At 65.7% G+C, this 22,350-nt stretch carries 23 protein-coding genes; 15 read left to right on the top strand and 8 right to left on the bottom strand.

Annotation, left to right across the window (positions count from 1 at the left end; all coding sequences use genetic code 11):
- Positions 1-3: 3 nt before the first annotated feature.
- Entirely contained in the window at positions 4-597 is a 594-nt protein-coding gene (locus IEX33_RS12370) for an HNH endonuclease (RefSeq protein WP_229675362.1), read from the bottom strand.
- 437 nt (positions 598-1,034) lie between these two features.
- Positions 1,035-1,760 carry a hemerythrin domain-containing protein gene (locus IEX33_RS12365; RefSeq protein ID WP_188730560.1) on the bottom strand — a complete coding sequence of 242 codons (726 nt, stop codon included), beginning with the start codon at positions 1,758-1,760 and terminating at the stop codon, positions 1,035-1,037.
- A gap of 471 nt (positions 1,761-2,231) precedes the next feature.
- Here IEX33_RS12365 and IEX33_RS12360 point away from each other — a divergent pair, with 471 nt between their 5' ends.
- Both IEX33_RS12360 and IEX33_RS12355 read left to right on the top strand, forming a co-directional pair.
- Positions 2,232-3,089 (top strand): metallophosphoesterase family protein, encoded by an 858-nt coding sequence (locus IEX33_RS12360; protein WP_229675361.1) that lies wholly within the window; start codon positions 2,232-2,234, stop codon positions 3,087-3,089.
- A gap of 81 nt (positions 3,090-3,170) precedes the next feature.
- Complete coding sequence (locus IEX33_RS12355) at positions 3,171-3,398, top strand: hypothetical protein (RefSeq protein WP_188730557.1); 228 nt, start codon at positions 3,171-3,173, stop codon at positions 3,396-3,398.
- Between the two features lie 46 nt (positions 3,399-3,444).
- Here the strand turns inward: IEX33_RS12355 and IEX33_RS12350 are convergent, their stop codons facing one another.
- Entirely contained in the window at positions 3,445-4,533 is a 1,089-nt protein-coding gene (locus IEX33_RS12350; protein WP_188730556.1) for a LacI family DNA-binding transcriptional regulator, read from the bottom strand.
- 210 nt (positions 4,534-4,743) lie between these two features.
- On the opposite strand from IEX33_RS12350, the gene IEX33_RS12345 reads away from it, so the two are divergent.
- From IEX33_RS12345 to IEX33_RS12310, 8 genes are all read left to right on the top strand, one after another.
- Positions 4,744-5,226: a hypothetical protein gene (locus IEX33_RS12345; RefSeq protein WP_188730555.1), complete on the top strand. Its 483-nt coding sequence runs from the start codon at positions 4,744-4,746 to the stop codon at positions 5,224-5,226.
- Positions 5,227-5,275: 49 nt separating this feature from the next.
- Entirely contained in the window at positions 5,276-6,436 is a 1,161-nt protein-coding gene (locus tag IEX33_RS12340) for a substrate-binding domain-containing protein (RefSeq protein ID WP_188730552.1), read from the top strand.
- Between the two features lie 53 nt (positions 6,437-6,489).
- Entirely contained in the window at positions 6,490-7,998 is a 1,509-nt protein-coding gene (locus IEX33_RS12335) for a sugar ABC transporter ATP-binding protein (RefSeq protein ID WP_188730550.1), read from the top strand.
- A gap of 2 nt (positions 7,999-8,000) precedes the next feature.
- Positions 8,001-8,987: an ABC transporter permease gene (locus IEX33_RS12330; protein ID WP_188730549.1), complete on the top strand. Its 987-nt coding sequence runs from the start codon at positions 8,001-8,003 to the stop codon at positions 8,985-8,987.
- A gap of 46 nt (positions 8,988-9,033) precedes the next feature.
- On the top strand, positions 9,034-9,849 hold the full coding sequence (locus IEX33_RS12325) for a sugar phosphate isomerase/epimerase family protein (RefSeq protein ID WP_188730547.1): 816 nt from the start codon (positions 9,034-9,036) through the stop codon (positions 9,847-9,849).
- Between the two features lie 70 nt (positions 9,850-9,919).
- Positions 9,920-11,092, top strand: a complete 1,173-nt coding sequence (locus IEX33_RS12320) for a levoglucosan dehydrogenase (protein ID WP_188730545.1) — start codon at positions 9,920-9,922, stop codon at positions 11,090-11,092.
- A 60-nt stretch (positions 11,093-11,152) separates the two neighbouring features.
- Positions 11,153-11,473 (top strand): putative quinol monooxygenase, encoded by a 321-nt coding sequence (locus IEX33_RS12315; RefSeq protein ID WP_229675360.1) that lies wholly within the window; start codon positions 11,153-11,155, stop codon positions 11,471-11,473.
- 148 nt (positions 11,474-11,621) lie between these two features.
- Entirely contained in the window at positions 11,622-12,167 is a 546-nt protein-coding gene (locus IEX33_RS12310; RefSeq protein WP_188730543.1) for a flavodoxin domain-containing protein, read from the top strand.
- Positions 12,168-12,231: 64 nt separating this feature from the next.
- Here IEX33_RS12310 and IEX33_RS12305 read toward each other — a convergent pair whose 3' ends face one another.
- Positions 12,232-13,008, bottom strand: a complete 777-nt coding sequence (locus tag IEX33_RS12305) for an SDR family NAD(P)-dependent oxidoreductase (protein ID WP_188730541.1) — start codon at positions 13,006-13,008, stop codon at positions 12,232-12,234.
- Positions 13,005-13,739, bottom strand: coding sequence for a FadR/GntR family transcriptional regulator (locus IEX33_RS12300; protein WP_308421973.1), 735 nt, complete (start codon positions 13,737-13,739; stop codon positions 13,005-13,007). The genes IEX33_RS12305 and IEX33_RS12300 overlap by 4 nt, the downstream gene beginning before the upstream one ends.
- Before the next feature lie 145 nt (positions 13,740-13,884).
- Here IEX33_RS12300 and IEX33_RS12295 point away from each other — a divergent pair, with 145 nt between their 5' ends.
- From IEX33_RS12295 to IEX33_RS12280, 4 genes are all read left to right on the top strand, one after another.
- Positions 13,885-15,378 carry a GntP family permease gene (locus IEX33_RS12295; protein WP_229675359.1) on the top strand — a complete coding sequence of 498 codons (1,494 nt, stop codon included), beginning with the start codon at positions 13,885-13,887 and terminating at the stop codon, positions 15,376-15,378.
- Positions 15,379-15,528: 150 nt separating this feature from the next.
- Positions 15,529-16,311 carry an SDR family oxidoreductase gene (locus IEX33_RS12290; RefSeq protein WP_188730535.1) on the top strand — a complete coding sequence of 261 codons (783 nt, stop codon included), beginning with the start codon at positions 15,529-15,531 and terminating at the stop codon, positions 16,309-16,311.
- Positions 16,312-16,414: 103 nt separating this feature from the next.
- Positions 16,415-17,113, top strand: a complete 699-nt coding sequence (locus IEX33_RS19350; protein ID WP_229675358.1) for a hypothetical protein — start codon at positions 16,415-16,417, stop codon at positions 17,111-17,113.
- A gap of 30 nt (positions 17,114-17,143) precedes the next feature.
- Positions 17,144-17,473 (top strand): hypothetical protein, encoded by a 330-nt coding sequence (locus IEX33_RS12280; protein ID WP_229675357.1) that lies wholly within the window; start codon positions 17,144-17,146, stop codon positions 17,471-17,473.
- A gap of 33 nt (positions 17,474-17,506) precedes the next feature.
- On the opposite strand, the gene IEX33_RS12275 is transcribed toward IEX33_RS12280, so the two are convergent.
- Positions 17,507-19,096 (bottom strand): alkaline phosphatase D family protein, encoded by a 1,590-nt coding sequence (locus IEX33_RS12275; protein ID WP_188730532.1) that lies wholly within the window; start codon positions 19,094-19,096, stop codon positions 17,507-17,509.
- Between the two features lie 162 nt (positions 19,097-19,258).
- Between IEX33_RS12275 and IEX33_RS12270 the strand changes: the two genes are divergently transcribed.
- Positions 19,259-20,497 carry a S8 family serine peptidase gene (locus tag IEX33_RS12270; protein ID WP_188730530.1) on the top strand — a complete coding sequence of 413 codons (1,239 nt, stop codon included), beginning with the start codon at positions 19,259-19,261 and terminating at the stop codon, positions 20,495-20,497.
- A 21-nt stretch (positions 20,498-20,518) separates the two neighbouring features.
- Here the strand turns inward: IEX33_RS12270 and IEX33_RS12265 are convergent, their stop codons facing one another.
- Together IEX33_RS12265 and IEX33_RS12260 are read right to left on the bottom strand one after the other, a co-directional pair.
- A complete protein-coding gene (locus IEX33_RS12265; RefSeq protein ID WP_229675356.1) occupies positions 20,519-20,938 on the bottom strand; it encodes a hypothetical protein in 420 nt (139 codons plus the stop codon).
- A 41-nt stretch (positions 20,939-20,979) separates the two neighbouring features.
- A complete protein-coding gene (locus tag IEX33_RS12260) occupies positions 20,980-22,305 on the bottom strand; it encodes a GAF domain-containing protein (RefSeq protein ID WP_188730528.1) in 1,326 nt (441 codons plus the stop codon).
- Positions 22,306-22,350: the final 45 nt, after the last annotated feature.

Genomic DNA, 22,350 nt, shown 5'->3' with positions numbered 1-22,350 from the left:
TGTCTACGGAAGCGGCTGCCTCTCGCCGACGGCAACGGCAGCATCCAGCGGGACGTAGGTCCGCCGTCGCCGCTCCAGCCGCAGCTGTTGTCCCGGGGAAGGGATCCGTGCGCCCTTGGCGCGGTTGCACCGGCTGCAGGCCGCCACAAAATTCTGCAGGCTGGTGGACCCGCCCTTCGACCAGGGATAGAAATGGTCGCCATGCTCGGCCGCGCGGGAGCACCGGCGGCCAAAACCCGTCTCCATCTCGCACACGCCGCCGGCCCGCGCCATCCCTGCGCGGCGCTGCTGGCGCGTAAAGCGCCGCACTGGATCCCGCCGTCGAACGTCCCGTGCGTTGATCACGGCCGCGGCAATGATGAGGACGACGGCGGTAGCGCCTGGGAGCATCACCGCGGCAAGTACATCGTCCGCCATGCCGCGGAAAACCTCCGTTGCCGAGGACGGGGCCGCGCCGGCATCTGCCCGTGGCAGGAGCGAAAGAATGGCCGAGCCGAACAACCACAGGGTGACGGCCGTGAACAACAGGCGAAGGCCCCTGCGTGTCCAATAAATGCGCTTCAATTCCGGCATCCGGATGTCCCCCAACTTGTCCACGGACCGTGACGCTCCCGTCCCGGGTCTAACGGGATCGTACACTCGTGCTCTCCCCGAAGGGCTTATCTGCGGTAGTCCAGGGCGTCGAACTGCTCCTGCCAGTGCGACTTCTCGCCCTCCACATACAGCCGGTGCGACGAGTTCCATTTGGGCCATATCTCAGCCGCGGACTTCCTATCGGGCTCCGCGGGGCATGGCGCCCGGGTTACCTGCAGTGGGGGTGGCGCCCGGTGTACGTTACGTGTGGGGCCAGCGGCGGTGTTCCTCCGCACGCTCGGCCGGCTGTTTCCCCTGATGAGCAGGTGCGCGAGGTTCACAAGCCCTACTACCAGGCCGAACGCCGCTTAGAGAATACCGACCAGGACCAGGGCACCCAGAAGGACGCCAATCCACAGCAGCAGCCCGATCGCAGGAAACAGGAAAACCATGGCCGGTTTCTAAAGCGTCTCGGGGACCGGGCGCCCGGGAAAGAGCGTCGAGTACTGTTTCCGGTACATTCTGCGCCCAATGAGGCGGTAGCCCAGGCGGACCGGCGCGGGGATCTCCTTGAACAGTTCCTTCCGGTCTGCGGGCGGATTCGTGGCCAGCACCATCCCCAAATAGGTGACCAGGAATTTCTTGTCGAACTGCTCAATGCTGTGCTGCCCCAGTCCGTCCATCTCCTTCTCGGTCATCACCCTGTCCACCACGGGCATCACCTCCGTGACCTCCCGGCGCAGGTGCACTTTGAGGATTGCCGAGAGGTCCTCATAGCGCGCGGCCAGCTCCGCAGAAGACTCTGCATCCGGGGCCGCCATCCAGCCCAGACGGACGGGCTCGATGCCCTCGAGCCGCTGGGTGACCTGCCGGTGCTGCTCCAGCATCTGCGCCACGTGCAGCGCGCAGGCAGGTGCCCGCTGGCCCAGCTGCGGGTACATCAGCAGGTCCTCGCCCTCGTGGTGGATGTGGAGTACCTTATCGAAGTTCCCGAGGACCTCCCCCACATAGGCGGAGCGGGCAGTGTCGCCAGGTTCCACGGAGCGCACCAGGCCTGGCGCCTCGTCGTACGCCCACAGGAAAAAACGGTGTATGCGCCGCATGCCCGCCGTTCCGGTGCACAGGACGGGTCCGGGCGGCAGTGGAGGTGCGGTCTCGCCGGGCTGCATTGTGAAGAAGTCGGTCATAGGAGGGGCCCCTAACGGCGGTCTAGCGAGACCAGGACCTCTCCCCGGGAGCATTTTATCGCTTGCACCAAAGCCGAACAATGGTCCGGACCAACCGCAGGAGCGGCCCCGGCGGGCGTATTCCGGGTGGAGGGGGTGCCCTTGACACCCTGTCCATGCCTGAGAATTATCAAAAGTGCCGGTGCACCTGGTTGTCCCTCGCAGGACGGCCTGCGGGCCGGCTTCATGGAGGGTTACCGAATGCAGCCAGCACTCCCGCGACGCGAGTCCTTGCGGAGCGTGGCCGCAGCCGCTGCAACCCTCGTGGCCGTCTCTCTTGCGGGGTGTACTGGCCCTCCACGGCCGCCGGACCAGCCGTCCCCGGCTGTGTCGTCCCCGTCTGCGACCCCCACGGCAGCGCCCCCAACGGCGACCCCGCCACCTTTTGATGGCCAGCCTCCCTTTCCCTTGGGAGATGTTCGGATCGCTGCTGTGGGCGACATGAACGGCGTCAGGACTTACGCGCCCGGCAGCCCGTCCGGCCGGAACGGTGCGGCGATCACGCGGCTGGTGCAAAACAACGAGATTGACGCGTTCCTGGGGATCGGGGACTTCCAGTACGACGCCGCGTATTGCGACGACTATGTGAAGTACTGGACGAGGCTCTGGGGTGGGACGATGCCCAAGCTGTACTGGGCATCCGCCCCCAACCACGACTGGAAACCGGGGCGCAACGAAGACCTCGACGATTTCATGAATGGCCAATGCCCGGGGTCCTCTGCCAAAGCGGCCATCAACCATGAGCGCGGATTTATCGAAAACGGGCAACCATACTCGAAGGACTTCGGGAACTGGCATTTCGCGTTCCTGTCCTCCGCGCACTGGCGGTACAACCCGGCGCGTGCCCAGGCATTGACAACGTGGCTGGACAGGGACCTTGCTGCTGCCAAGGCTGCGGGCAAGCACCTGGCAGTGGTGCACCACGAGCCGTACTTTACGTCCAGCACGGACACGCATAAGCGGAACCTGGACCATAAGCCGTGGATCGACGTGATGTGGAAGCACCGGGTCCGCCTGACCCTGTCCGGTTCGCAGCACAACTACGAACGGTCGTGCCCGGTAAACAACGCCGACCAGTGCGTCAGCGACGGCATGACGGCATTCCAGGTTTCCACGGGAGGCGTCGGGCTCCGCCCCTTCACCAACAGCCCGCGGTACATCGTGAAGCGGTTCAGCGACACCCACGGGTACCTTCGGCTGACACTGAGGGCCGACGGCTCATTTGACTGGGAGTTCGTTCCAACGTCGGGATCGAGCACGGACGCCGGGACGCGTTCCGCACCGCAGTAAACCAGGGAGTACGACGGCGGTGCTGCCGCCGGCTTTGCGCGGGCGGTGACGCCAGTCCTGCCGGCGTGGGACACTTCGGCCATGGGCATCGAACAGTGGTGGACGGAGCTGCAGCCATCGACGCGGCAGTGGCTGATCAACAACAACGGCGATGAGGTGCCGGCGGCAGTGGTGGCCGAGATTGCGGAGGCAGGCGGACCAGCCAGCGACGATTCCTGGTGGTCCGGCCAGGATGAAAGCCCGGGGCACTACCTCCCCGACGACGCCATCGACTGGGTCGAGGCGACCGCGAACGGGGAGGAGCCGTAATCCGGCAAGCGATCAGAAGCCTCCACAGGTTGGGCGGCCTTCCTAACTACTGCTTCTTTGGTTGTTTGCTGCTTCGGGATTTGGCCTGGACGGCACTGTCGCGGACAACAAGCGTGGGTGCGATGGGGGTGCGGTCCACGTCCCGCCCCTCCATAGCACCAAGAAGCACCTCCACGCTCATGGTCGCCAACGCCGTGAAGTCCTGGCGAACAGTGGTCAGGGGAGGCAGGAAGTAGTCCGAACCTTCAATGTCGTCGAAACCCACCACGCTCACGTCGTCCGGGACCCGGACCCCATTCTCTGCGAAGGCGCGGATCAGCCCGAGCGCCGTGTGGTCACTGGCGGCGAAGATAGCCTGGGGCACCTTGTCTTCCCGCACAAGCTGGAGGGCGGTCTCGTAGGCCCAGCGGGGGCTCCAGTCGCCCTCCGGGCACAGCCCCGGTGCAAGTCCGGCGTCGCGAAGCGCGGCCTCCCACCCGCGTTTGCGCACCCGCCCGTCGAACCAGTCCATGGAGCCGGCGAAGTGGGCGATGTCCGCGTGGCCCAGATCGATCAGGTGCTGGGTGGCCAGCCGTGCGCCCAGCTCCTGGTTTTCCGAGTACGTGAAGACGTTTGGCGTCGACGATGCTCCCGCGGCGATCATCTCCACGGGCACACGGCACGTGGCGTTCCATACAGCTGCCGCCATGTCCACCACAGGCGCAATGACAATGATTCCCCCGACGCCGGTATCGTCCAGGGTGTCCAGGGCGGTCTGGACTGACTCTTCGTAGGGCTGTTCGACACTAATGACGGTTGTGGCGTAGCCCTTCGTGCGTGCAACGTTCTCAAGTGCCATCAGCGTTCCCACCGGGCCAAACCGCGGGGAACCATCGGAGAGTATGCCGATGGACGTGGACCGGCTGGTGACCAGTGCCGTGGCCGCCCGGTTCCTGCGGTACCCGATCTCCTTGATCACCTGCAGAACCCGTTGCCGCGTTGCAGCGCTCACGTCCGGTGCGTCGTTGAGGACCCGCGAAACCGTGCCGAAGGAGACACCGGCCATGCTCGCAACATCATTGATGGTGGGCTTCCGGCGCAGCGGGGCGTTCGGTTGCCTCTCGTTCGCCTCGTGGGGAACCGTTCTGCCTGCCACTTTCGCTCCTGTCCTGCACCGCACGAGCACACCCCGGCTCCGTGCCTTTTCGATCTTACGTCGGCCAGGTCCTCCCGGCCCCTCAAAAGAAGCTACAAAGTGATGCTTGACACAAATCTCCGTAAACGCTTACGATGAGGTCCGTAAACGTTTACGGAAGAGTCGTAAACGCTTACGGAGTTACAACCATTCAACGAGGAAAGGAGCGCGATGCCCGGCCCTATCGTCTATGCACTCGCGCTCGATCCGAACGCAGCGCTCCGGGACGTCGACCACGCCCAGTGGGCAAACCTGGAAGCACTGCTGGGGGACACGGCGCCTGGTGATCTTGCAGCCGCCGTCCGCACCTTCGTCTCCGCAGGATCTTCGGCGGTCATCGGAATCTTTGACGACAATCTCCTCTGGGCCAGCCTGGTGGTCTCCGTTGACAACTCAGGCAAACCCGCGTCCGTGTCCACCATCCACGGCCCGGCCGCGGAAGCTCCCGGCGGCATGGCCAAGGCTGCCGGCGAGGCGGTGAAGTGGGTTCAGGCCCACCACGGACCATGTTCCCTGGGCTTCTTTGTAGACAAGGTGCATGCAGAAGCGCTCCTGAGAGCCGCAGACAAGGCCGCTGCCATACGCTCAGCCTCGGCCTCCGGCGCACTCGTCCTGTCCCCGGTGCCACCGGCACTGGCCCTTGCCCTCGCCTGACCCAATCCAGGCATCCACCCCTATCCATCCACTCAAGCACTGGAGAACAATGATGATCCGCAGGCTTCCCTTTGTGGCCCTCGCCGCAGCCCTGTCTCTTTCCGTCGCTTCCTGCAGCAGTCCGACGTCGGGCGCCTCAAGCGTTCCCGACGCCGGCGTGTCCGAGAAGGCCCAGCAGGCCCTTGACAAGATCAAGGGACAGGTCCTCAGCAAGGGGCCCAACGGCGAGACGCCCTCCCCGGCCTCGGCAGCAGACCTGACACCTGAAGAGATTGAGAAGGTCAAGGCGCTCAATGCCACGGCTGCCATCGTGATGCACTACGGCGGAAACGATTGGGCCACGGCCCAGGTCAACGGCCTTAAGAGCGAATTCGAACAACTCGGCATCAAGGTCATCGCCACAACCGATGCGAACTTCAAGCCGGACAAGCAGGTTTCGGATATCGAGACTGTCATGACGCAGGAGCCTGACATCATCGTTTCCATCCCCACGGACCCCATAGCCACGGCATCCGCTTACAAGAAGGCCGCGGAGGCGGGCACCAAGCTCGTCTTCATGGACAACATCCCCCAGGGACTGACCGCCGGCCAGGACTACGTCTCCGTTGTGTCTGCCGACAACTACGGCAACGGCGTTGTCTCCGCCCATCAAATGGCCAAGGCACTGGGTGGCAAGGGGAAGATCGGGCTCGTCTTCCACCAGGCCGACTTCTTCGTGACCAAGCAGCGTTATGAAGGCTTCAAGGAAACCATCACGAAGGAATACCCGGACATCCAGGTGGTCGAGGAAAAGGGGATTGCCGGTCCGGATTTCGCTGGAGACGCCCAGGCGGCTGCCAACGCAATGCTGAGCAAGTACCCTGACCTGGCTGGCATCTGGGCGGTCTGGGATGTACCTGCAGAAGGTGTCATGGCTGCGGCCAGGGCGGCCGGCAGGCAGGACCTGAAGATCGCCACGGAGGACCTCGGGAAGAACGTCGCGATCGCCTTGGCAAAGGATGAACTCATCGTCGGCCTTGGAGCGCAGGTTCCGTTCGACCAGGGTGTCACCGAAGCCCGGCTGGGCGCAGGGGCCCTCATCGGCAAGGAAGCGCCCGCCTACGTGGCCCTGAGTGCCCTTCCGGTTGACCACTCCAACGTCCTCGAGGCCTGGAAGCAGGTCTACCACGAGGACGCACCGAAGGACATCCAGGACTCCTACAAGAAGTAGCCAAAAACCGGCGGTGCGGGGTGCCCACCCCGCACCGCACCGAAAGGGCAACGATGAACACCGCAGACAATGTCGTCGAAATGCGCTCGATTTCCAAGGGCTTCAACGGCGTTCCCGTATTGAACGACGTCAGCTTCGACGTCCGCAAGGGCGAGGTCCACGCACTGGCTGGCGGAAACGGCGCCGGGAAGTCCACGCTCATGAAGATCCTCCAGGGCGTCTACCAGGCGGACGCCGGCGAAATCCTCATTGGAGGCAAGCCGGCCGTCATCAATACGATCCAGGACGCGAAGGCCGCCGGGATCGGCATGGTCTTCCAGGAATTCAGCCTGGTGCCGAGCCTGACGGTTGCACAGAACATCTTCCTGACCGCGGAGCCGCTCGGTCCCGGACGGCTCATCGACGACCGTGCGGCGGTGCGCCGGGCCAGGGAAGTTTTCGCAGAGATGGAGGTCGACGTCGACCCCCGCGCAGTGGTCTCGCGGCTCGGCACCGCCTACTGGCAGCTGACCGAGATCGCGAAGGCACTCGCACAGAACGCGCAGGTGCTGATCATGGACGAACCCACTGCCAGCCTGGCCCGGCACGAGTCCGAAGCCCTCTTCGAACTGATTGACCGCCTCAAGCAGCGTGGCATTTCAATCATCTACATCTCCCACCGCATGGATGAGGTGTACAGGCTCGCAGACAGGATCACCATCCTCCGCGACGGCCGCCACCTCCTCACAGCGCCGCTGACGGACGTCACCCCCGAGCAGATCGTCGAAGGCATCGTGGGCAAGAAGATCGAGGGCCAGCTTTCCTACCGTGCGCGTGACCATGCGGAACACACCGGGGCGCCGCTGCTGGAAGTCCGCGGCCTCAATGCGGGGCCGCGGGTCCGGGATGTTTCCTTCGTGCTCCGGCCCGGCGAGATCCTGGGCCTGGCGGGACTGATGGGCAGCGGACGCACTGAACTCGCCCGTACGCTCTTTGGCATTGACAAGGTGGACAGCGGCGAAGTCCTCCTGCACGGCAAAAAGGTCACCCTGGCCTCGCCGCAGCAGGCCATCAACGCCGGCGTCGCCCTCATCCCGGAGGACCGCAGGGCCCAAGGCCTCGTCCTGGACCACTCCGTCCGGGACAACCTGCTGCTTCCCCTCCTGGGCCAGATCCAGCGGGGACCGCTGCTGGACGGCGCCAAGGGCAAGGAATTGTCCTCGTCCTTGATCAAGAGGTTCGCGGTGAAGGTTGCCCACCCCCACCGCCCGGTGCGTCTCCTCTCCGGCGGAAACCAGCAGAAGGTGGTCATCGCCAAGTGGCTGGGCACCGATCCGGACATCCTGATCCTCGACGAGCCGACAGCCGGCGTCGATATCGGCACCAAGAGCGAAATCCTGGACATGATCCGTGCGCTCGCCAGCGCCGGCAAGGCCGTCATCGTCATCTCCTCCGAGTACCCCGAACTACTCGCGGTCAGCGACCGCGTCCTCGTCCTCAAGGACGGCTCCATCATCCGTGATATCCCCCGCAGCGAGATTGCTGACGAGGAATATCTCCAACTCGCAGTGCAGGGAGTCTGAAAGTGAGCAAGGCAAACACCATCGCGCCGCGGGACACCGCGGCGCCCCGCAATATCGGCACCATCCTCAAGGACCTCGACTGGCGGCGCTACGTCATCTACATCGGCTTCGTCGTCGTCTTCCTCTTCTTCGCCGTTCTGCTCCGCGACCAGGGCTTCCTGTCGCCGAACAACCTGCTGAACATCTTCCGGCAGACCGCCACGATCACCGTCATCGCCGTCGGCATGACCTACGTGATCGCGTGTGCGGAGATCGATCTCAGCGTCGGATCCGTGGCCGGCCTCTCCAGTGTGTGCACTGCAATGGCACTGTCACAGTTTGGTCTGATCCCCGGCATCCTGGCCGGGCTCGCCGTCGGACTCGTGGTCGGATCCATCAACGGTGCCCTGGTCAGCCTCCTGGGCATCCCGTCCTTCCTGGTAACACTCGGCATGCTGGGGATAGCCGTGGGCGTTGCCCAGTGGATCACCGCCTCGGCTCCCCAGCCCATCCTCAACGACACGTTCAACACGGTGTTCGGATCCGGCAACTTTGGTCCAATACCTGGCCTGGTGGTTTGGAGCGCCATCTTCGTCGCCATCGGCGCCGTGGTGCTGAACCGCACCAAGTTCGGCCGCCAGGTCCTGGCCACGGGCGGCAACCGCAACGCCGCAGATTTCACGGGCATCAACACCAAGCGCATCAAATTCCAGGTGCTCCTCATCTCGGCCATGGCGGCAAGCGTCGCCGGCATGCTCTACGCCGGCCGCCTCCAGTCCGGACGGTTCCAATGGGGCTCCGGAGACGAGCTTTCCGCCATCGCCGCCGTCATCCTGGGCGGAACCAGCCTCTTCGGTGGGTTCGGCTCCATCATCGGCACCCTCTTCGGCGCCCTGCTGATCGGCCTGATCAACAACGGACTCATCCTGGCCGGACTCGACAGCAGCCAGCAGCAGGTGGTCCGGGGCGCCATCATCATCCTGGCCGTCGCACTGGCCCGGAAGAAGTAGCACCCATGACCTCCAAATCTCCTGTGGCACCTGAAAGGCACAAGCAATGAAACTTGGTTACTGTTCCATCACTTGGGGCGGCGTGGTGGGCCACCCCCAAGGCGTGACGAGCGTCAAGGACCTTTTCTACATGACCCACGGGTCCATGAAGGACGCTGTCCAGGACATCGCATCAGTGGGCTACGAGGGTGTCGAGATGTTCGACGGCAACCTCGCGGAATACGCGGAAAAGCCCGGGGAACTCAAGGAAATACTGGGCAGCTCCGGAGTTGCCCTGACCAGTGTGTATACCGGCGCCAACTTCATCTATGCCGATATCCTCCCCGACGAAATGCACCGGATCCACCGGGCTGCCGAACTGGCCGCGGACTTCGGGGCGGAACGCCTTGTAGTCGGAGGCGGCGCCCGCCGTGCGGCGGGAACCACCGAAGAGGACTACCACCGCCTCGGCACGGCCCTGGACAGGGTCACGGACATCGCAGAAAGTTTCGGGCTCTCGGCCAGCTACCATCCGCACCTGACCACCATCGTGGAAAGCCCGGACGAGCTGGACAAGCTCATGCCGCTCACCCGGATCGGATTCTGCCCCGACACCGCCCATCTTGCGGCCGGGGGAGCGGACCCGGCCGCGGTCATCCGGAAGTACCCCGACAGGATCCGGCATGTCCACCTCAAGGACCTTCGGCGGGACCCCTTTGCGTTCCTGCCCCTTGGCCAGGGTGAACTCGATTTCCCGGACATCCTCGCCGCAATCCGGGAGAGCGGCTACGACAGCTGGCTCATGGTCGAACTGGACGGCTACGACGGCGACCCCCGGGAAGCAGCCGACATCAGCAAAAAATACCTCGAGAAACTCCTCTGACTCCATTGACTACCAGGGGACGCCACCGCAGGCGCTCCCACCATGTTTTTCCGAAAGGAACCCGATTCACATGCAGAAACTTAACGTCGGCCTCATCGGAGGCGGCTTCATGGGCAAAGCCCATTCCCTCGCTTACGCGGCCATGCCCATGTTCTTCTGGCCGGCACCAGCCCTTCCGGTCCGCAAAGTCATCGCCGAGGCCACCCCGGAGCTGGCCTCGGAGGCTGCCCGGCGCTTCGGCTTCGAGAATTCCACCTCGGACTGGCGCAGCATCATCGAAGATCCGGACATCGACGTCGTGGATATCGCCACACCCAACCATCTCCACGCCGAAATCGCGATCGCCGCAGCAGAGGCAGGCAAGCACATCATCTGTGAAAAGCCGCTTGCACGCACAGGCGAGGAATCAAAGGCCATGTACGACGCGGTCAAGGATAAGAACCTCGTCCACATGGTTGCCTTCAACTACCGCCGCACGCCCGCAGTCGCGTTGGCCAAGAAGTACATCGAGGAAGGCGCCATTGGCCGGATCCTCAGCTTCCGCGGCACGTACCTGCAGGACTGGAGCGCCGACCCCAACTCCCCGTTGTCCTGGCGTTTCCAGAAATCGATCGCAGGCTCAGGTGCCCTGGGTGACATCGCCACGCACGTCATCGACATGGCCCGGTACCTCGTCGGCGAGTTCAGCGCCGTCAACGCCCTCCTGTCCACGTGGATCCCGGAGCGGCCCCTCCAAACCGGTGGTGCTGACGCACTTGGGACGGTTCGGGGCGGAGAGGGCCCGCGTGGCGAAGTCGATGTGGACGATGAAGTGATGACGATGATCCGCTTTGCCAACGGAGCCGTGGGATCCGTGGAGGCGACACGCAACGCGCACGGCAGGAACAACTACATCACCTTCGAAATCCACGGAACCGAGGGCAGCATCGTCTTCAACTACGAACGGCGCGATGAGCTGCAGGTCTGCTTCGCCTCCGACCAGGCCGACCGCCGCGGATTCCGGACCGTTTACACGGGACCGGCCCATCCTTACGGAGAAGGACTCTGGCCCATCCCTGCCCTCGGCATCGGATACGGGGAAACAAAGATCATCGAGGCCTATGACTTCTTCAAGGCCATTGCAGAAGGCGGCAGCGTAAGCCCGAGTTTTGCTGACGGCTATCAGGTGGCGCTCATCGACGACGCAATCGTCGAGTCCGCTGCAAAAGAATCGTGGGTCGAGGTTCCGCAGATCAACGCGTGACCCAGCGGGAGGGGCGGCCGAGCCGCCCCTCCCGTAAGCACAGAACCTAAGGACGAAAAATTGCCACACACAACAGCCGGCCAGGAAGAAACGCAAGTTTGGCTGATGCCGGTGTTCATCGCAAAAGCAGGCCAGGAGGCAACGCTTCGTGAAACACTCCTTGGCCTGCAAGTCGTGAGCCGAAAAGATGCCGGATGCCTGGAATATACGGTCTTCGCTGACGATCAAAGGCCAGATACGTTCGTCCTCTTTGAGGGATGGGCACGCCACGAGGACCTCAGGGCCCACAACGACGAAGCCCATGTGAAGGAATTCGTGAAAGCGGTGCAGCCCCTGCTGGCCGGACCCTTCACAGTAACTCCCATCACTCCGCTTGCCTGACCGTGGCGAAGGACCTTCCAGCAGACAGCCCGGGGCTGTGGGCGGAGGATATCGCGGAGTAGGCGATTTCCGAGGGTCGGGACCAACGGCACATCCCGGCCGCCACCGTGTCCATCAGACTGGAGACGGCACGATCGGAGGTTCAGCCATGACTGTTTTAGTTGCCTATGCCAGCGCGATGGGCTCGACGCAGGAGATAGCCCAACACATAGCGGACCGCATGGCGTCTTCGCTGGACGGCGTCGAGTGCCGTTCCGTGGACGAGGTGGAGACCGTCTCCGGCTACGACGCTGTTGTAGTCGGCAGCGCCGTTCACAATCAGTCGTGGCTGCCCGCGGCCGATCAGTTCTTCGCCCGGCATGCGCCTGAGCTCGCTAAGCGGCCCGTCTGGGCCTTTAATGTGGGGATGGCTGATGCACTGCCGAAGCCGTTCCGCAAAAAAGGCGCGGCGCTGCAACAGGCACGACTGGCAGGAGTCCTGCCCCAGGACGTGCCGCTTCGCGGCCACAGAATGTTCTCCGGCGTCTACAAGGCGGACCAGATGTCGACAGCGCTGCGCACCCTGTTCCGGCTCACCGGCGGCCGCTTCGGGGACTTTCGGGACTGGACCGCTATCGACGCCTGGGCCGATGACATCGCGGCCCAGCTCGCCAAGCCTGCCTCGCCCACGTCCCCGGGCAGTGCCGCTGCATAACGACGGCGGGCGGCGCGCCGCCGTCGTGCCCTTAGGAGTGGTGACGTGCGCGCCCGCCTGCGCTCTAGGAAATCTGCAGACCGCCGTTGATGTCGTAGGTGGCCGCGGTGATGAAGCCGGCGTCCTCGCCCATGAGGAATGACATCAGAGCAGCCATGTCGTTCACGGTTCCCACGCGGCCCACCAGGATGTCCTTGGACATCTCCTTCTTCCGCTCGTCCGTCAGCGTGCCGCCCATGATGTCCGTGTCCACGGGCCCCGGAGCGATGCAGTTGACGGTGATGCCGTGCTCGCCCATCTCGCGGGCCAGGGCGCGGGTGAAGCCGATGATGCCGGCCTTGGCGGAGCTGTACGCGACCTTCGAATAGGTGCCGCCGCCGCGCTGGGCGGAGATCGACGAGATGCTCACCACCCGGCCAAGTTTCCGGTCAATCATGCCGCCCAGGACGCGCTGGGTTACCAGGAAGGTCCCGGTCATGTTGATCGCGAAGACCCGCTCCCAGCCTTCCTTGGTTTCCTCCATGAAGGGCCGCGGTGAGCTGATGCCGGCGATGTTGGCCAGCGCCACGATGGGAGGCAGTTCCGCCTCCACGCGGCTGACGGCAGCATCGATGGACGCCTCGTCCGAGACATCCGTCTTCAGTCCCAGCGCCTGCACGCCATGCTTGTCCCCGATCTCCTTGGCAGCCAGGGCCGCTGCTTCGCCGTCGATGTCCAGGATGGCGATGTTCCAGCCCTCGCGGGCCAGCCTGTCCGCAGTTGCGCGGCCAATGCCGCGCTCCGAGGCGGCGCCGGTCAGGACGGCCGTGCGTGCAGCGGGAAAAGTGGTGGTGTCAGTCATGCTGGTTCAACTCCTGTGTTGGATTCCTTGGCTTTGATGAAGCGCGCGTAGTCGTCGTAGGTCTGGTTGATGTGCTCGTCCATGGCCTTGCGGGCTGTTTCCGGCTCGCCTGTGGCAATCGCCGCCAGGACCAGCCGGTGGTGCTCCAGGGCATGGCGCTGGACTTCGGGGAACGCCGATGTTTCCCGGCGGGTGGTGTAGAGCAGGTGGCCCAGCTGGCCCAGCAGCGCCGGGAGGAACGGGTTCGCCGAAGCGCTGAACACCACGTTGTGGAAGGCTAGGTCCGCCAGGGTCACGGCGTCCAGGTCGCCGGCCTCGTGGGCCGTTTCCAGGTCCGCAATGGCCTTCTCCATGGCGGCAAAATGCTCGGCCGTGGCGTGCCGGGCGGCGAGCTCGGCGGCCCCGGTTTCCATGATGCGGCGGACCTCGAGCAGCTTCAGCGCTGCCTCGTCAATCCCGGTGCCGCGGGCGGCTGCCCGGAGGATGGCCTCCAGTCCCGTCCATTCCTCGGGCGGGTTCACGTAGGTCCCCAGGCCGCGCCGCACCGTCACGATGTTCTGGGCCTGCAGCGTCTTCAGCGCCTCGCGGACCGTCAGCCTGCTGACATCGGCGGCCTTGGCGATCTCCGCCTCCGCCGGCAGCGATGACTGTGGAGGAAGGTCGCCGGAGAGCACGCGTTCAAGGAGCTCGGCGAAGACTGAGTCCGCTAGTGTCTGGCGGCTCACCGGCATCCCTCCTCCATTGGCTTGTCAGATGTCTTATGTCCGGATAGTGTGGCACCCGTCACTCGACGGAGTCAATTCCAACCGGCACTGGCGCCATTCGAGGAGAGCCGGGCAGCGCGCCCGGGCTCTTGTCCCCAAGGAGTACATCAACGTGGATATACAACTACTACTTGCGCTGGTACTGGGCATCGCGACCATCGTCGTGCTCGTACTTCGCACCCGGCTCGACGCGTTCGTCGCGCTGCTCATCGCCGCCCTCGTGACCGGCCTCGTGGCCGGCCAAAGCCCCCTCGACATCGTCAAGGCCATCACCACCGGCTTCGGCAACACCCTTGCCTCGATCGGCATCGTGATCGGCCTGGGTGTGGCCATCGGCAAGATCCTCGAAGTCTCCGGCGCCGCCAACGCGCTGGCCCTGGCCTTCCTGCGGCTCTTCGGCAAGGGCCGGGAGCCCTGGGCCATGGGCACCGTCGGCGCCCTGGTGTCCATCCCGGTCTTCTGCGACTCCGGCTACGTCATCATGAACCCGCTGGCCCGCTCCATCGCACGGGTCAAGCGCGCCGGCTACGTGACGCTGGCCCTGGCACTGGGCGTCGGCATGACCCTGACGCACCACCTGGTCCCGCCCACCCCCGGCCCCCTAGCCGTCACCGGCCTGCTGGGCGCGGACCTGGGAGCAGTCATCCTCACCGGCCTGGTGTTCACCGTCCTGCTCCTGCCGATTGCCGTGACCTACGCCAAATGGATGGGACCCAAGCTCGAAAGTTCCGTCACCGAGGAGGTCCGCGAGGCCGTCTACGGCCGCGCCGCACTGGTGGGTGCCGCTGAAGGATCCCACCACGGCAGCACCGGAACAATGACCGACGACGGCGCCGCCGCCCCTGCGCAGGAGGACCTGCCGGACGATCCCGAGCTGGACCTGGGCACCCCGCCCGAGGGTGCCAAGCCGCACCGCGTGGGCGCGTTCCTGGCCTCCCTGCCCCTCCTAATCCCGCTGCTGCTGATCGTGCTGAACACGGTTACGGGCGCCATCGACCAGAATGCCCAGGGCGTTGTGGGCGGCACGTACGAACCCTCCGCCTGGGTTGTTCCCTTCGCTTTCATCGGCAACCCGGTGATCGCGCTGATCATCGGCGTCCTGCTGGCCGTATACGTCCTGCTGCCGCGGTGGACCCCGCGCAGCCGCGTCCAGGGCTGGTTTGCCGAGGCTGCCGCCTCAGCCGGCCTCATCCTGCTGATCACAGGTGCCGGCGGCGCCCTGGGACAGGTGCTCCGCAGCTCGGGCGTGGGCGACGCCCTGGCCGAAGCCATCGCCGCCACGGCACTGCCCGCCTTCCTGGTGCCGTTCCTGGTGGCCACCCTGGTCCGGCTGGCCCAGGGCTCGGGCACGGTGGCAATGATCACCGCCGCCTCCGTCACCGCTCCGCTGGTGGGCACGCTGGGCATCGATCCGCTGGTGGCAGCCATGGCTTGCACCGCCGGATCAATGATCCTCAGCTACTTTAACGACTCCTACTTCTGGGTGGTCACCCGGTTCACCGGGCTCGAAGGCACCGCTGCGCTCCGCGGCTGGTCCGGCATCACCACCGCCGTGTGGGCCGGATCCATCCCGCTGCTGTTCATCCTGAACCTCATCCTGGGCTGAGCCGCTCCACACAGTAGGAATCGCTGACGAAGCGCCGTGAGGGCCTGGGCCCGGTTGCACAACCGGGCTCAGGCCCTTGGACTCTGGCCGCACGGCGGGCAGCCGGGCACAGTGGAGCCAGATGCTGGATAGCAAGGGAAAGAAGGCGCCATGCCCCGCACATCTGTCCTCACCGGTGCTGCCTCGGGGATCGGGAAGGCAACGAAGGACCTGCTCGAGCAGCGGGGCGAACGGGTCATAGGGGTGGACATCCACGACGCCGAGGTGGTGGTGGACCTTTCCACCGCTGCAGGACGCGCAGCCCTGGTCCAGGAGGCAGGCAGGATCAGCGGCGGATCCATCGATGCCATCTACGCCGTTGCCGGCCTGGCCGTCCCGGCGCCCGCCACCGTGGCAGTGAACTTCTTCGGGACGGTGGCCACCCTTGAAGGCCTCCGCTCCCTTCTGGCGGGATCGGAGGCTCCACGGGCCGTCGTCGTTTCTTCGATGGCCGCCCTCCTGCCCAGCGACGGAGAGCTCGTTGACCTGCTGACCGAGGGGGATGAGGCAGCTGCCATGGCCCGTGCCGAGGTCCTGGCCAGTGATCCGGCAACTACGGGGCGGCTGATTTATGCTTCGACCAAGCTGGCGCTTTCCCGGTGGGTCCGCCGCGAGGCTGCCGCGGCGGCGTGGGCTGGGTCCGATATCCCGCTGAACGCCGCAGCGCCCGGCATCATCGCCACTCCTATGACAGCCGACCTCATCGCCACCGCGGAAGGGCGGGAGCAGCTGCTGCACGTGGTCCCGATGCCGCTGAACGGCATCGCCGAGCCCATCGTCGTGGCACGCCTGCTGGCGTGGCTCAACAGCGAGGAGAACACGCACCTGTGCGGGCAGGTCATCTACGTTGACGGCGGCAGCGACGCCGTCCTGCGGGGCGACTCCGTCTGGTGATCCGGGCGCCCGGTGTCCGGACCTAAGTCCCTGTTCCGGAGGGCAGCTCCGGCGTAGCTTCAAAGTAGGCGCCGGAATCAAGCGTCCGCACCAAGGGAGCATCATGACCAGGCCCATACCAAGGCTTTCGGCATTCAGCGTTCTCACCTTCAGCGCCCTGGTCATCCTCACAGGCTGCTTCGGCCCGCCGGCCCCGGCGCCCACGAGCACCACTGCCGCCCCCACTACGACGGCGGCACCCACCACCAACGCCGCCGCACCAACCACGACGGCGAGCCCCACCGCGGCGACCAGCCCGCCCGTGGCCCCGCCCTCCACAGCCGCGGCCCCGACGTCGTCCGCCCCTGCCAGCCCGCAGCCCACGGAGGAACCTGCCCAGCCCGGACTTCCGGAGCAGGTGGCCCCGCTGACCATCTACTACGTTGCCGTGGACGACAACGGCGTCTCCGGTCCCTTGATCGGCTGTGGCGACAGCCTCGTCGCCACCACCACGGCGCCGGTCCGCTTCACGGACCAGGTGCGTCCCAGCATCGAGACCCTGCTCGCGAACAAGAGCCGCGACGTCGGCCTCTCGGGGCTCGTGAACGTCCTATACCAGTCCAACCTCAGCTACACCGGCGGGGAGTTGACCGGCAGCACCATCACCATCTACCTCGCCGGGCAGTTCATGCTGGGCGGTGTATGCGACATCCCACGTGCGAAGGCGCAGCTGGAGTACACCGCCATGGCCGCCTCCGGCGCTACGAGCGCCCAGGTGTTCGTCAACGGCCGCCCCATCGATGAGGTGCTCAGCCTCAAATAGTGCACGCACAGGCGCAGGGAGGTGGCCGTGGTGAGCTGGGATCTGGGGATTGCCGGATTGGGGCTGCTCGCGGTTATGTCGTTGGGATTCGGCCTGATCGCACACTGGATCGTCGGCAAAGGCTTGACGCGGTGGTTGTGGCTCATTGCGGCGGTCGCCTATTTCATGGCGGGAATCCTGGTCAGCGAAGTCTGGTTCGGCTGGGCCACGGGGAAGGAGCTGCAGCCGAACATTGACGGCCTGTCCTTTGACGAGGTGCAGCTGGTGACGCTCGCCGGCCTGGTTGCCGCCCTCATTGCGCGGTACCTTGTCCGGCGAAATCCGCATACCGGGCAGCCGGCGCGGAAGCCTTCACGCTGACTGCACACAGGCGGCGTACGTCCTTCTCAGGGACTACCCCCGTGCCTGCAGCCCCGGAACCCCGTCCTGGATGGTGAAGGAGGCCTTCGTCGAAACCGGTGCGCCCGGCGTCGTGACGTAGTCCAGCGTGCGGAAGTCCGCGGTCATGGCGTCCCGCGTGATCTTGGTGTTCACGTAGCCGCGATTGTCGTTGAAGAACTTCAGGTGCTGATTCCACGCCATCACGGGGTCCGTGGTGGAACCGGTGCCGTTGCCGGTGGAGGTTATGGACGTGCACACCAGCTCCGAGCCCACCACGGGCGAGGCAGGATCCTTGTAGTTCACCTTGAGGTCATTGGCCCAGTTGCGGTGCACATCGCCGGTGAGCACGACGGCGTTGCGCACCTTCGCGTCCAGCCAGCCCTGTGTGATGCGGCGGCGTGATGCGGCGTACCCGTCCCAGCCGTCCATGGAGACGTCGTCGATCTCCAGTGCCTGCGCGCGGTCCCGCTCGGCGAAGAACACCTGCTGGCCCAGGATGTCCCACCGCTGGGTGGAGTTCCGGAACCCGTCCAGCAGCCACTTCTCCTGCTCCGCGCCGGTGATGGTCCGGTTCTCTGCGAGCCGTTCGGCCACGTTCTTCTTCCAGCCGTCGCCGGCGAGCTGGTCGTCCCGGTACTGCCGCGTGTCCATCATGTGGAAGTTGGCCAGCTGGCCCCACTGGATGGTGCGGTAGATCTTCATGTCGAACCCGGCCGGCACGGAGGATCGCCGCAGCGGCATGTTCTCGTAGTACGCCTGGAACGCGGCGGCGCGACGCTGGCGGAACCGTTCGGTGGTGTCGTTGAGCTGGCCCGCGTCGCGGTTTTCGGGGATTTCGTCCGCCCAGTTGTTGTCCACCTCGTGGTCATCCCACACCACCAGCCAAGGCGCCACCGCGTGCGCTGCCTGCAGGTCGGCGTCGGACTTGTACTGCGCGTGCCGCTGCCGGTAGCCCTGCAGCGTGGTGGTTTCCGGGCCCTGGTGGTCGCGCGGATTGCCGCCGCCGATCACGTAGCTGTCCTTCTTGTACTCGTAGAGGTAGTCGCCCAGGTGCAGCACCAGGTCCGGGTGGTCCTCGGCCAGGCGCGTGTAGGCGGTGAAGTACCCGTGCTCGTACTGCGAGCAGCTGGCGAACGCCATGGCCAGCGCAGCCGGCGTCTCATGCGGCGCGGGGCTGGTGAGCGTGCGGCCTACCTGGCTGAGGTGGCGGCCGCTGCGGAAGCGGTAGAAGTATTCGCGGCCGGGCTTGAGGCCCTGGAGCTCCACGTGGACGGAGTGGGCGGTTTCCATCCGGGCGTGCTCGACGCCGCGGGCTACTACGGTGCGCATGCCCGCGTCTTCAGCCACTTCCCATGCCACGGGGACCTGACGTGCGGGCATGCCGCCGAGGCCGTCCCCGGCCAGCGGGTCCAGCGCGAGGCGCGTCCAGATCACGAAGCCGTCCGGCCACGGTTCGCCCGACGCTATGCCGAGCATGAACGGATCGGTGCGGAGGCCGGCGTCGTCCGCTGTGGAAACGGCGACGGCGGCACCCGGCAGGGCGGCCACGAGCCCGGCACCCAGGCCGGCGGAAATCAGGGATCTGCGGGAGATGTTGTCCATGCGTTCGAACCTAGGGACGCCGGTTGGACAGGTCCTGAGGGGAATATGAATGAGTGGTTAACTGCGTGACAAGAGATGTAATTTGTCCGGAACCACTCGGCTTAGTCCACATCTCCACAAAGGGCCCTATCCAGCCAGGTCCGCGGGGCGCAAAATGGCGGAATGAAAAGACTTGTTTCGGCCAGTTTCGCGGCGGCAGCGATGGTGCTGGGCGGCATCACCCTGGCAGCCCCCGGTACCGCTGCCGGACCGTCCCACATCGCCGGGCAGATCATGGTCAAGTTCCGGGACCACGCCGCGGCGGCCGCCGTTCTGCGGGGGTACGGCCTCAGCGACGGACCCGAAATCGGCGGCACCGGCGCCCGCCTGATCAAGGTCCCGGCCGGCAAGGAACTTCAGCTCATCGCAGCACTGGACCGCAACCCTGCCGTCGACTACGCGGAGCCGGACGAGGTGGTCACGCCCGCGTCAAACGACCAGTACTTCAGCCGCCAGTACGCCCTGAGCAACACAGGCCAGTCGTTCACGAACACCGCCGGCACGCTGACTATAGGCGCGGGCAGGGCAGACGCTGACGTGGATGCCGTCGAAGCGTGGGGCCGCACCACTGGCGTCGGCGTCAGGGTTGCCGTCCTCGACTCGGGAGTTGCCAGTGACATCCCGGACATCGCACCGAAGGTGGTGGCACGGGCCAACTTCAGCGGTGCCAGCACCGGCGAGGACAATTACGGCCACGGCACGCACGTGTCCGGCACTGTTGCCGCCACCGCCGGTAACACCATCGGCGTCGCCGGGGTGTGCCCGGGGTGCAGCATCCTGGACGGCAAAGTCCTCAATGACAGCGGCGTCGGTTCGAGCTCAGGCCTAGCGAACGGGATCAACTGGTCGGTCACTAACGGGGCGAAAGTGATCAACATGAGCCTCGGCGTGCGGACGTCACGCACTCTCGAAACCGCCGTCAACAACGCGTGGAACAAGGGCGCCGTGCTCGTGGCTGCAGCCGGGAACGGCGGAAACCAGACCAAGATCTACCCGGCCGGATATCCCAACGTCATCGCCGTCGCCGCCACCGACAACAACGACACCAAGGCATCCTTCTCCACCTACGGGGCAAGCTGGGTGGACATCGCAGCCCCCGGCGTCAACGTCTACTCCACCTTCCCGAACCACAAGTTCTACCTGGGAACACAGAACAACCGCTCGATGGGTTACGACGTGGGCAACGGCACCTCAATGTCCGCACCGATTGTGGCTGCCACGGCCGCCCTCGCCTGGAGCGTCAACCCCGGTGCGGACAACAAGGCCATCCGGGAGAAGGTCCAATCAAGCGCCGACAAGATCCCCGGCACCGGCACCTACTGGGCCAACGGCCGCGTGAACGCGAACAACGCAGTCCGGTAAATGCGGCCCGCAGGGTGAAAGCTAGAACCCGGATGCCCGCTGGCGGCGGAGGTTTTTCAGGTGGAGGTAGGCCATCAGCACCAGCAGGGGAGTGTGGATGGCCGGCAGGTTGTGGGCGAACCACCGGGGCAGGTAGATGTCTGTGACCGAGCCGGACTCGGCGCCGTACCGCTTGGCCAGGCCGGTGAGGGGGCAGCGGAACCCGTTTCCGGCGAATACCAGGGTTTCGGTGGTGACCACTGCAGCGGCCAGGCCAGCACGCTTGTCGGTGCGCCCGGCCAGGCCGGTGATGAGCAGATAAACAACGCAGGACTCAATCGACAACCACGCCAGGGTGTGGACTGCCTTGATGGCGACGACGGCAGCCTGGTTGGCCTCTGTCCCGCTGCCGGCAGCGTCGCGTTGCCGCGGCCCGGGGCTCCGCCGGGGTGTCCTGCTCACCCCTGCAACTTCCCACGTGATCCCTCGGGTGCGGAAGTGCCTTAGGTCCCGCCCCTGGCGAGTTTTGCTTCCGCCGCTGCTGCTCCCGCGCTAAATGACAGATACCGTGCATCGTTCCTGCCCACCAGTTTCCCTAGTGCGTCCACCGCCTGCATGTCCGCCGAGCCCATGTCCGTGGACAGCCAGCGGATGATCAGCGCAGGGTCAGTGCTGGCGCGGACGGCCGCTCCCAGGGCGAGGTCCAGCCGGTCCCGCAGGAGCTGTACCGCCATGTTTCCGGAACGGCTGAGCAGGGGAGCGCGGTAGGCCTCAAGCGCGGCAGCCACGTTGCCCCCGCGGAGCAGCCGCAGGACCCGGCCGGCATCCGACCGCCCGGCGAGCCCCTTATCCAGCCGGTAGGGGTTGGACGCTATGGCATCGCCCAGCAGGGACCGGACCCGGAACATTTCCGTCCGGATGGACGCTGCGATACCCGCGTCACCGTGGAGCTCGTAGGCCAGTTCTTCGGCGCTCCAGCCCTGCGTCCGCGAATCCAGCAGCGCCAGGATCTCCGCCCGCCGCAGGGTCAGCGGCACCCGGCTGCCGTTCCGGAACACCGCCGCCGGCTGGTCGCCGAGCAATTCAAGAGACTCAACTGCCGACGTCGGCCGTGCAGCGGGTCCGGTCCGGGAAGACTGCCGGGAAACAGGACCCGGGGAAGGGGCACCCAAGGACGTGCCGGCGTCGGACGTCCTCAACAGCGCCTCCGCCATGCTCACCGCGCACCGCACCATGCGCAGCGTGTCCGCAGTAAGGGACTCCAACGGCCCAGAAACGTCCAGCACGCCCAACAGCCTGCCGGTGGAAGGATCGGTGATGGGCGCCGCGGTGCAGGCCCACTCGTGGTGCGTGCGGACCAAGTGCTCGGCGGAGAACAGCTGCACCGGACGGCCGGTGACCACAGCCTCGCTGATGGCGTTGGTGCCGATTCCCGCCTCGGACCAGTCCGCGCCCTCGGAGAACTCCAGCCGGTCCGCCCGCCGGAGCACCTGGGCGCTGCCCACCCGCCACAGGATCTCGCCGCCGGCGTCCGTCAGCACCAGGAGGTGCCGTCCGTCGCTGGAGTCATCGGCCAGCAGCTCGCTGAGCGCCGGCATGACCTGCTGCAGCCGGTGCTCCCGCCGCAGTTCCAGGACCTCGGACACCTCGTGCAGGTGGCGGGGGCTGTGCTGGTCAGGGCTGATGCCCAGCGCCATGGAGCGGCGCCAGGAGCTGGCCAGCAGTTCCGGGATTTCGGGCCGCGGAACGCCGGAGATCACCAGTTCATGGGCGCGGCGCAGCACCCGCGAATACGCCGCCGGGTCCGAGAACTTCAGGCCGTGGTCCATGGCTCCCTTCCACCGCCGTCGCCTTCGCCCGGCGGTGCTGCATGC

Source organism: Pseudarthrobacter scleromae (assembly GCF_014644515.1).
GTDB classification, from domain to species: Bacteria; Actinomycetota; Actinomycetes; order Actinomycetales; family Micrococcaceae; genus Arthrobacter; species Arthrobacter scleromae.
This window is presented reverse-complemented; position numbering and strand designations above follow the sequence as displayed.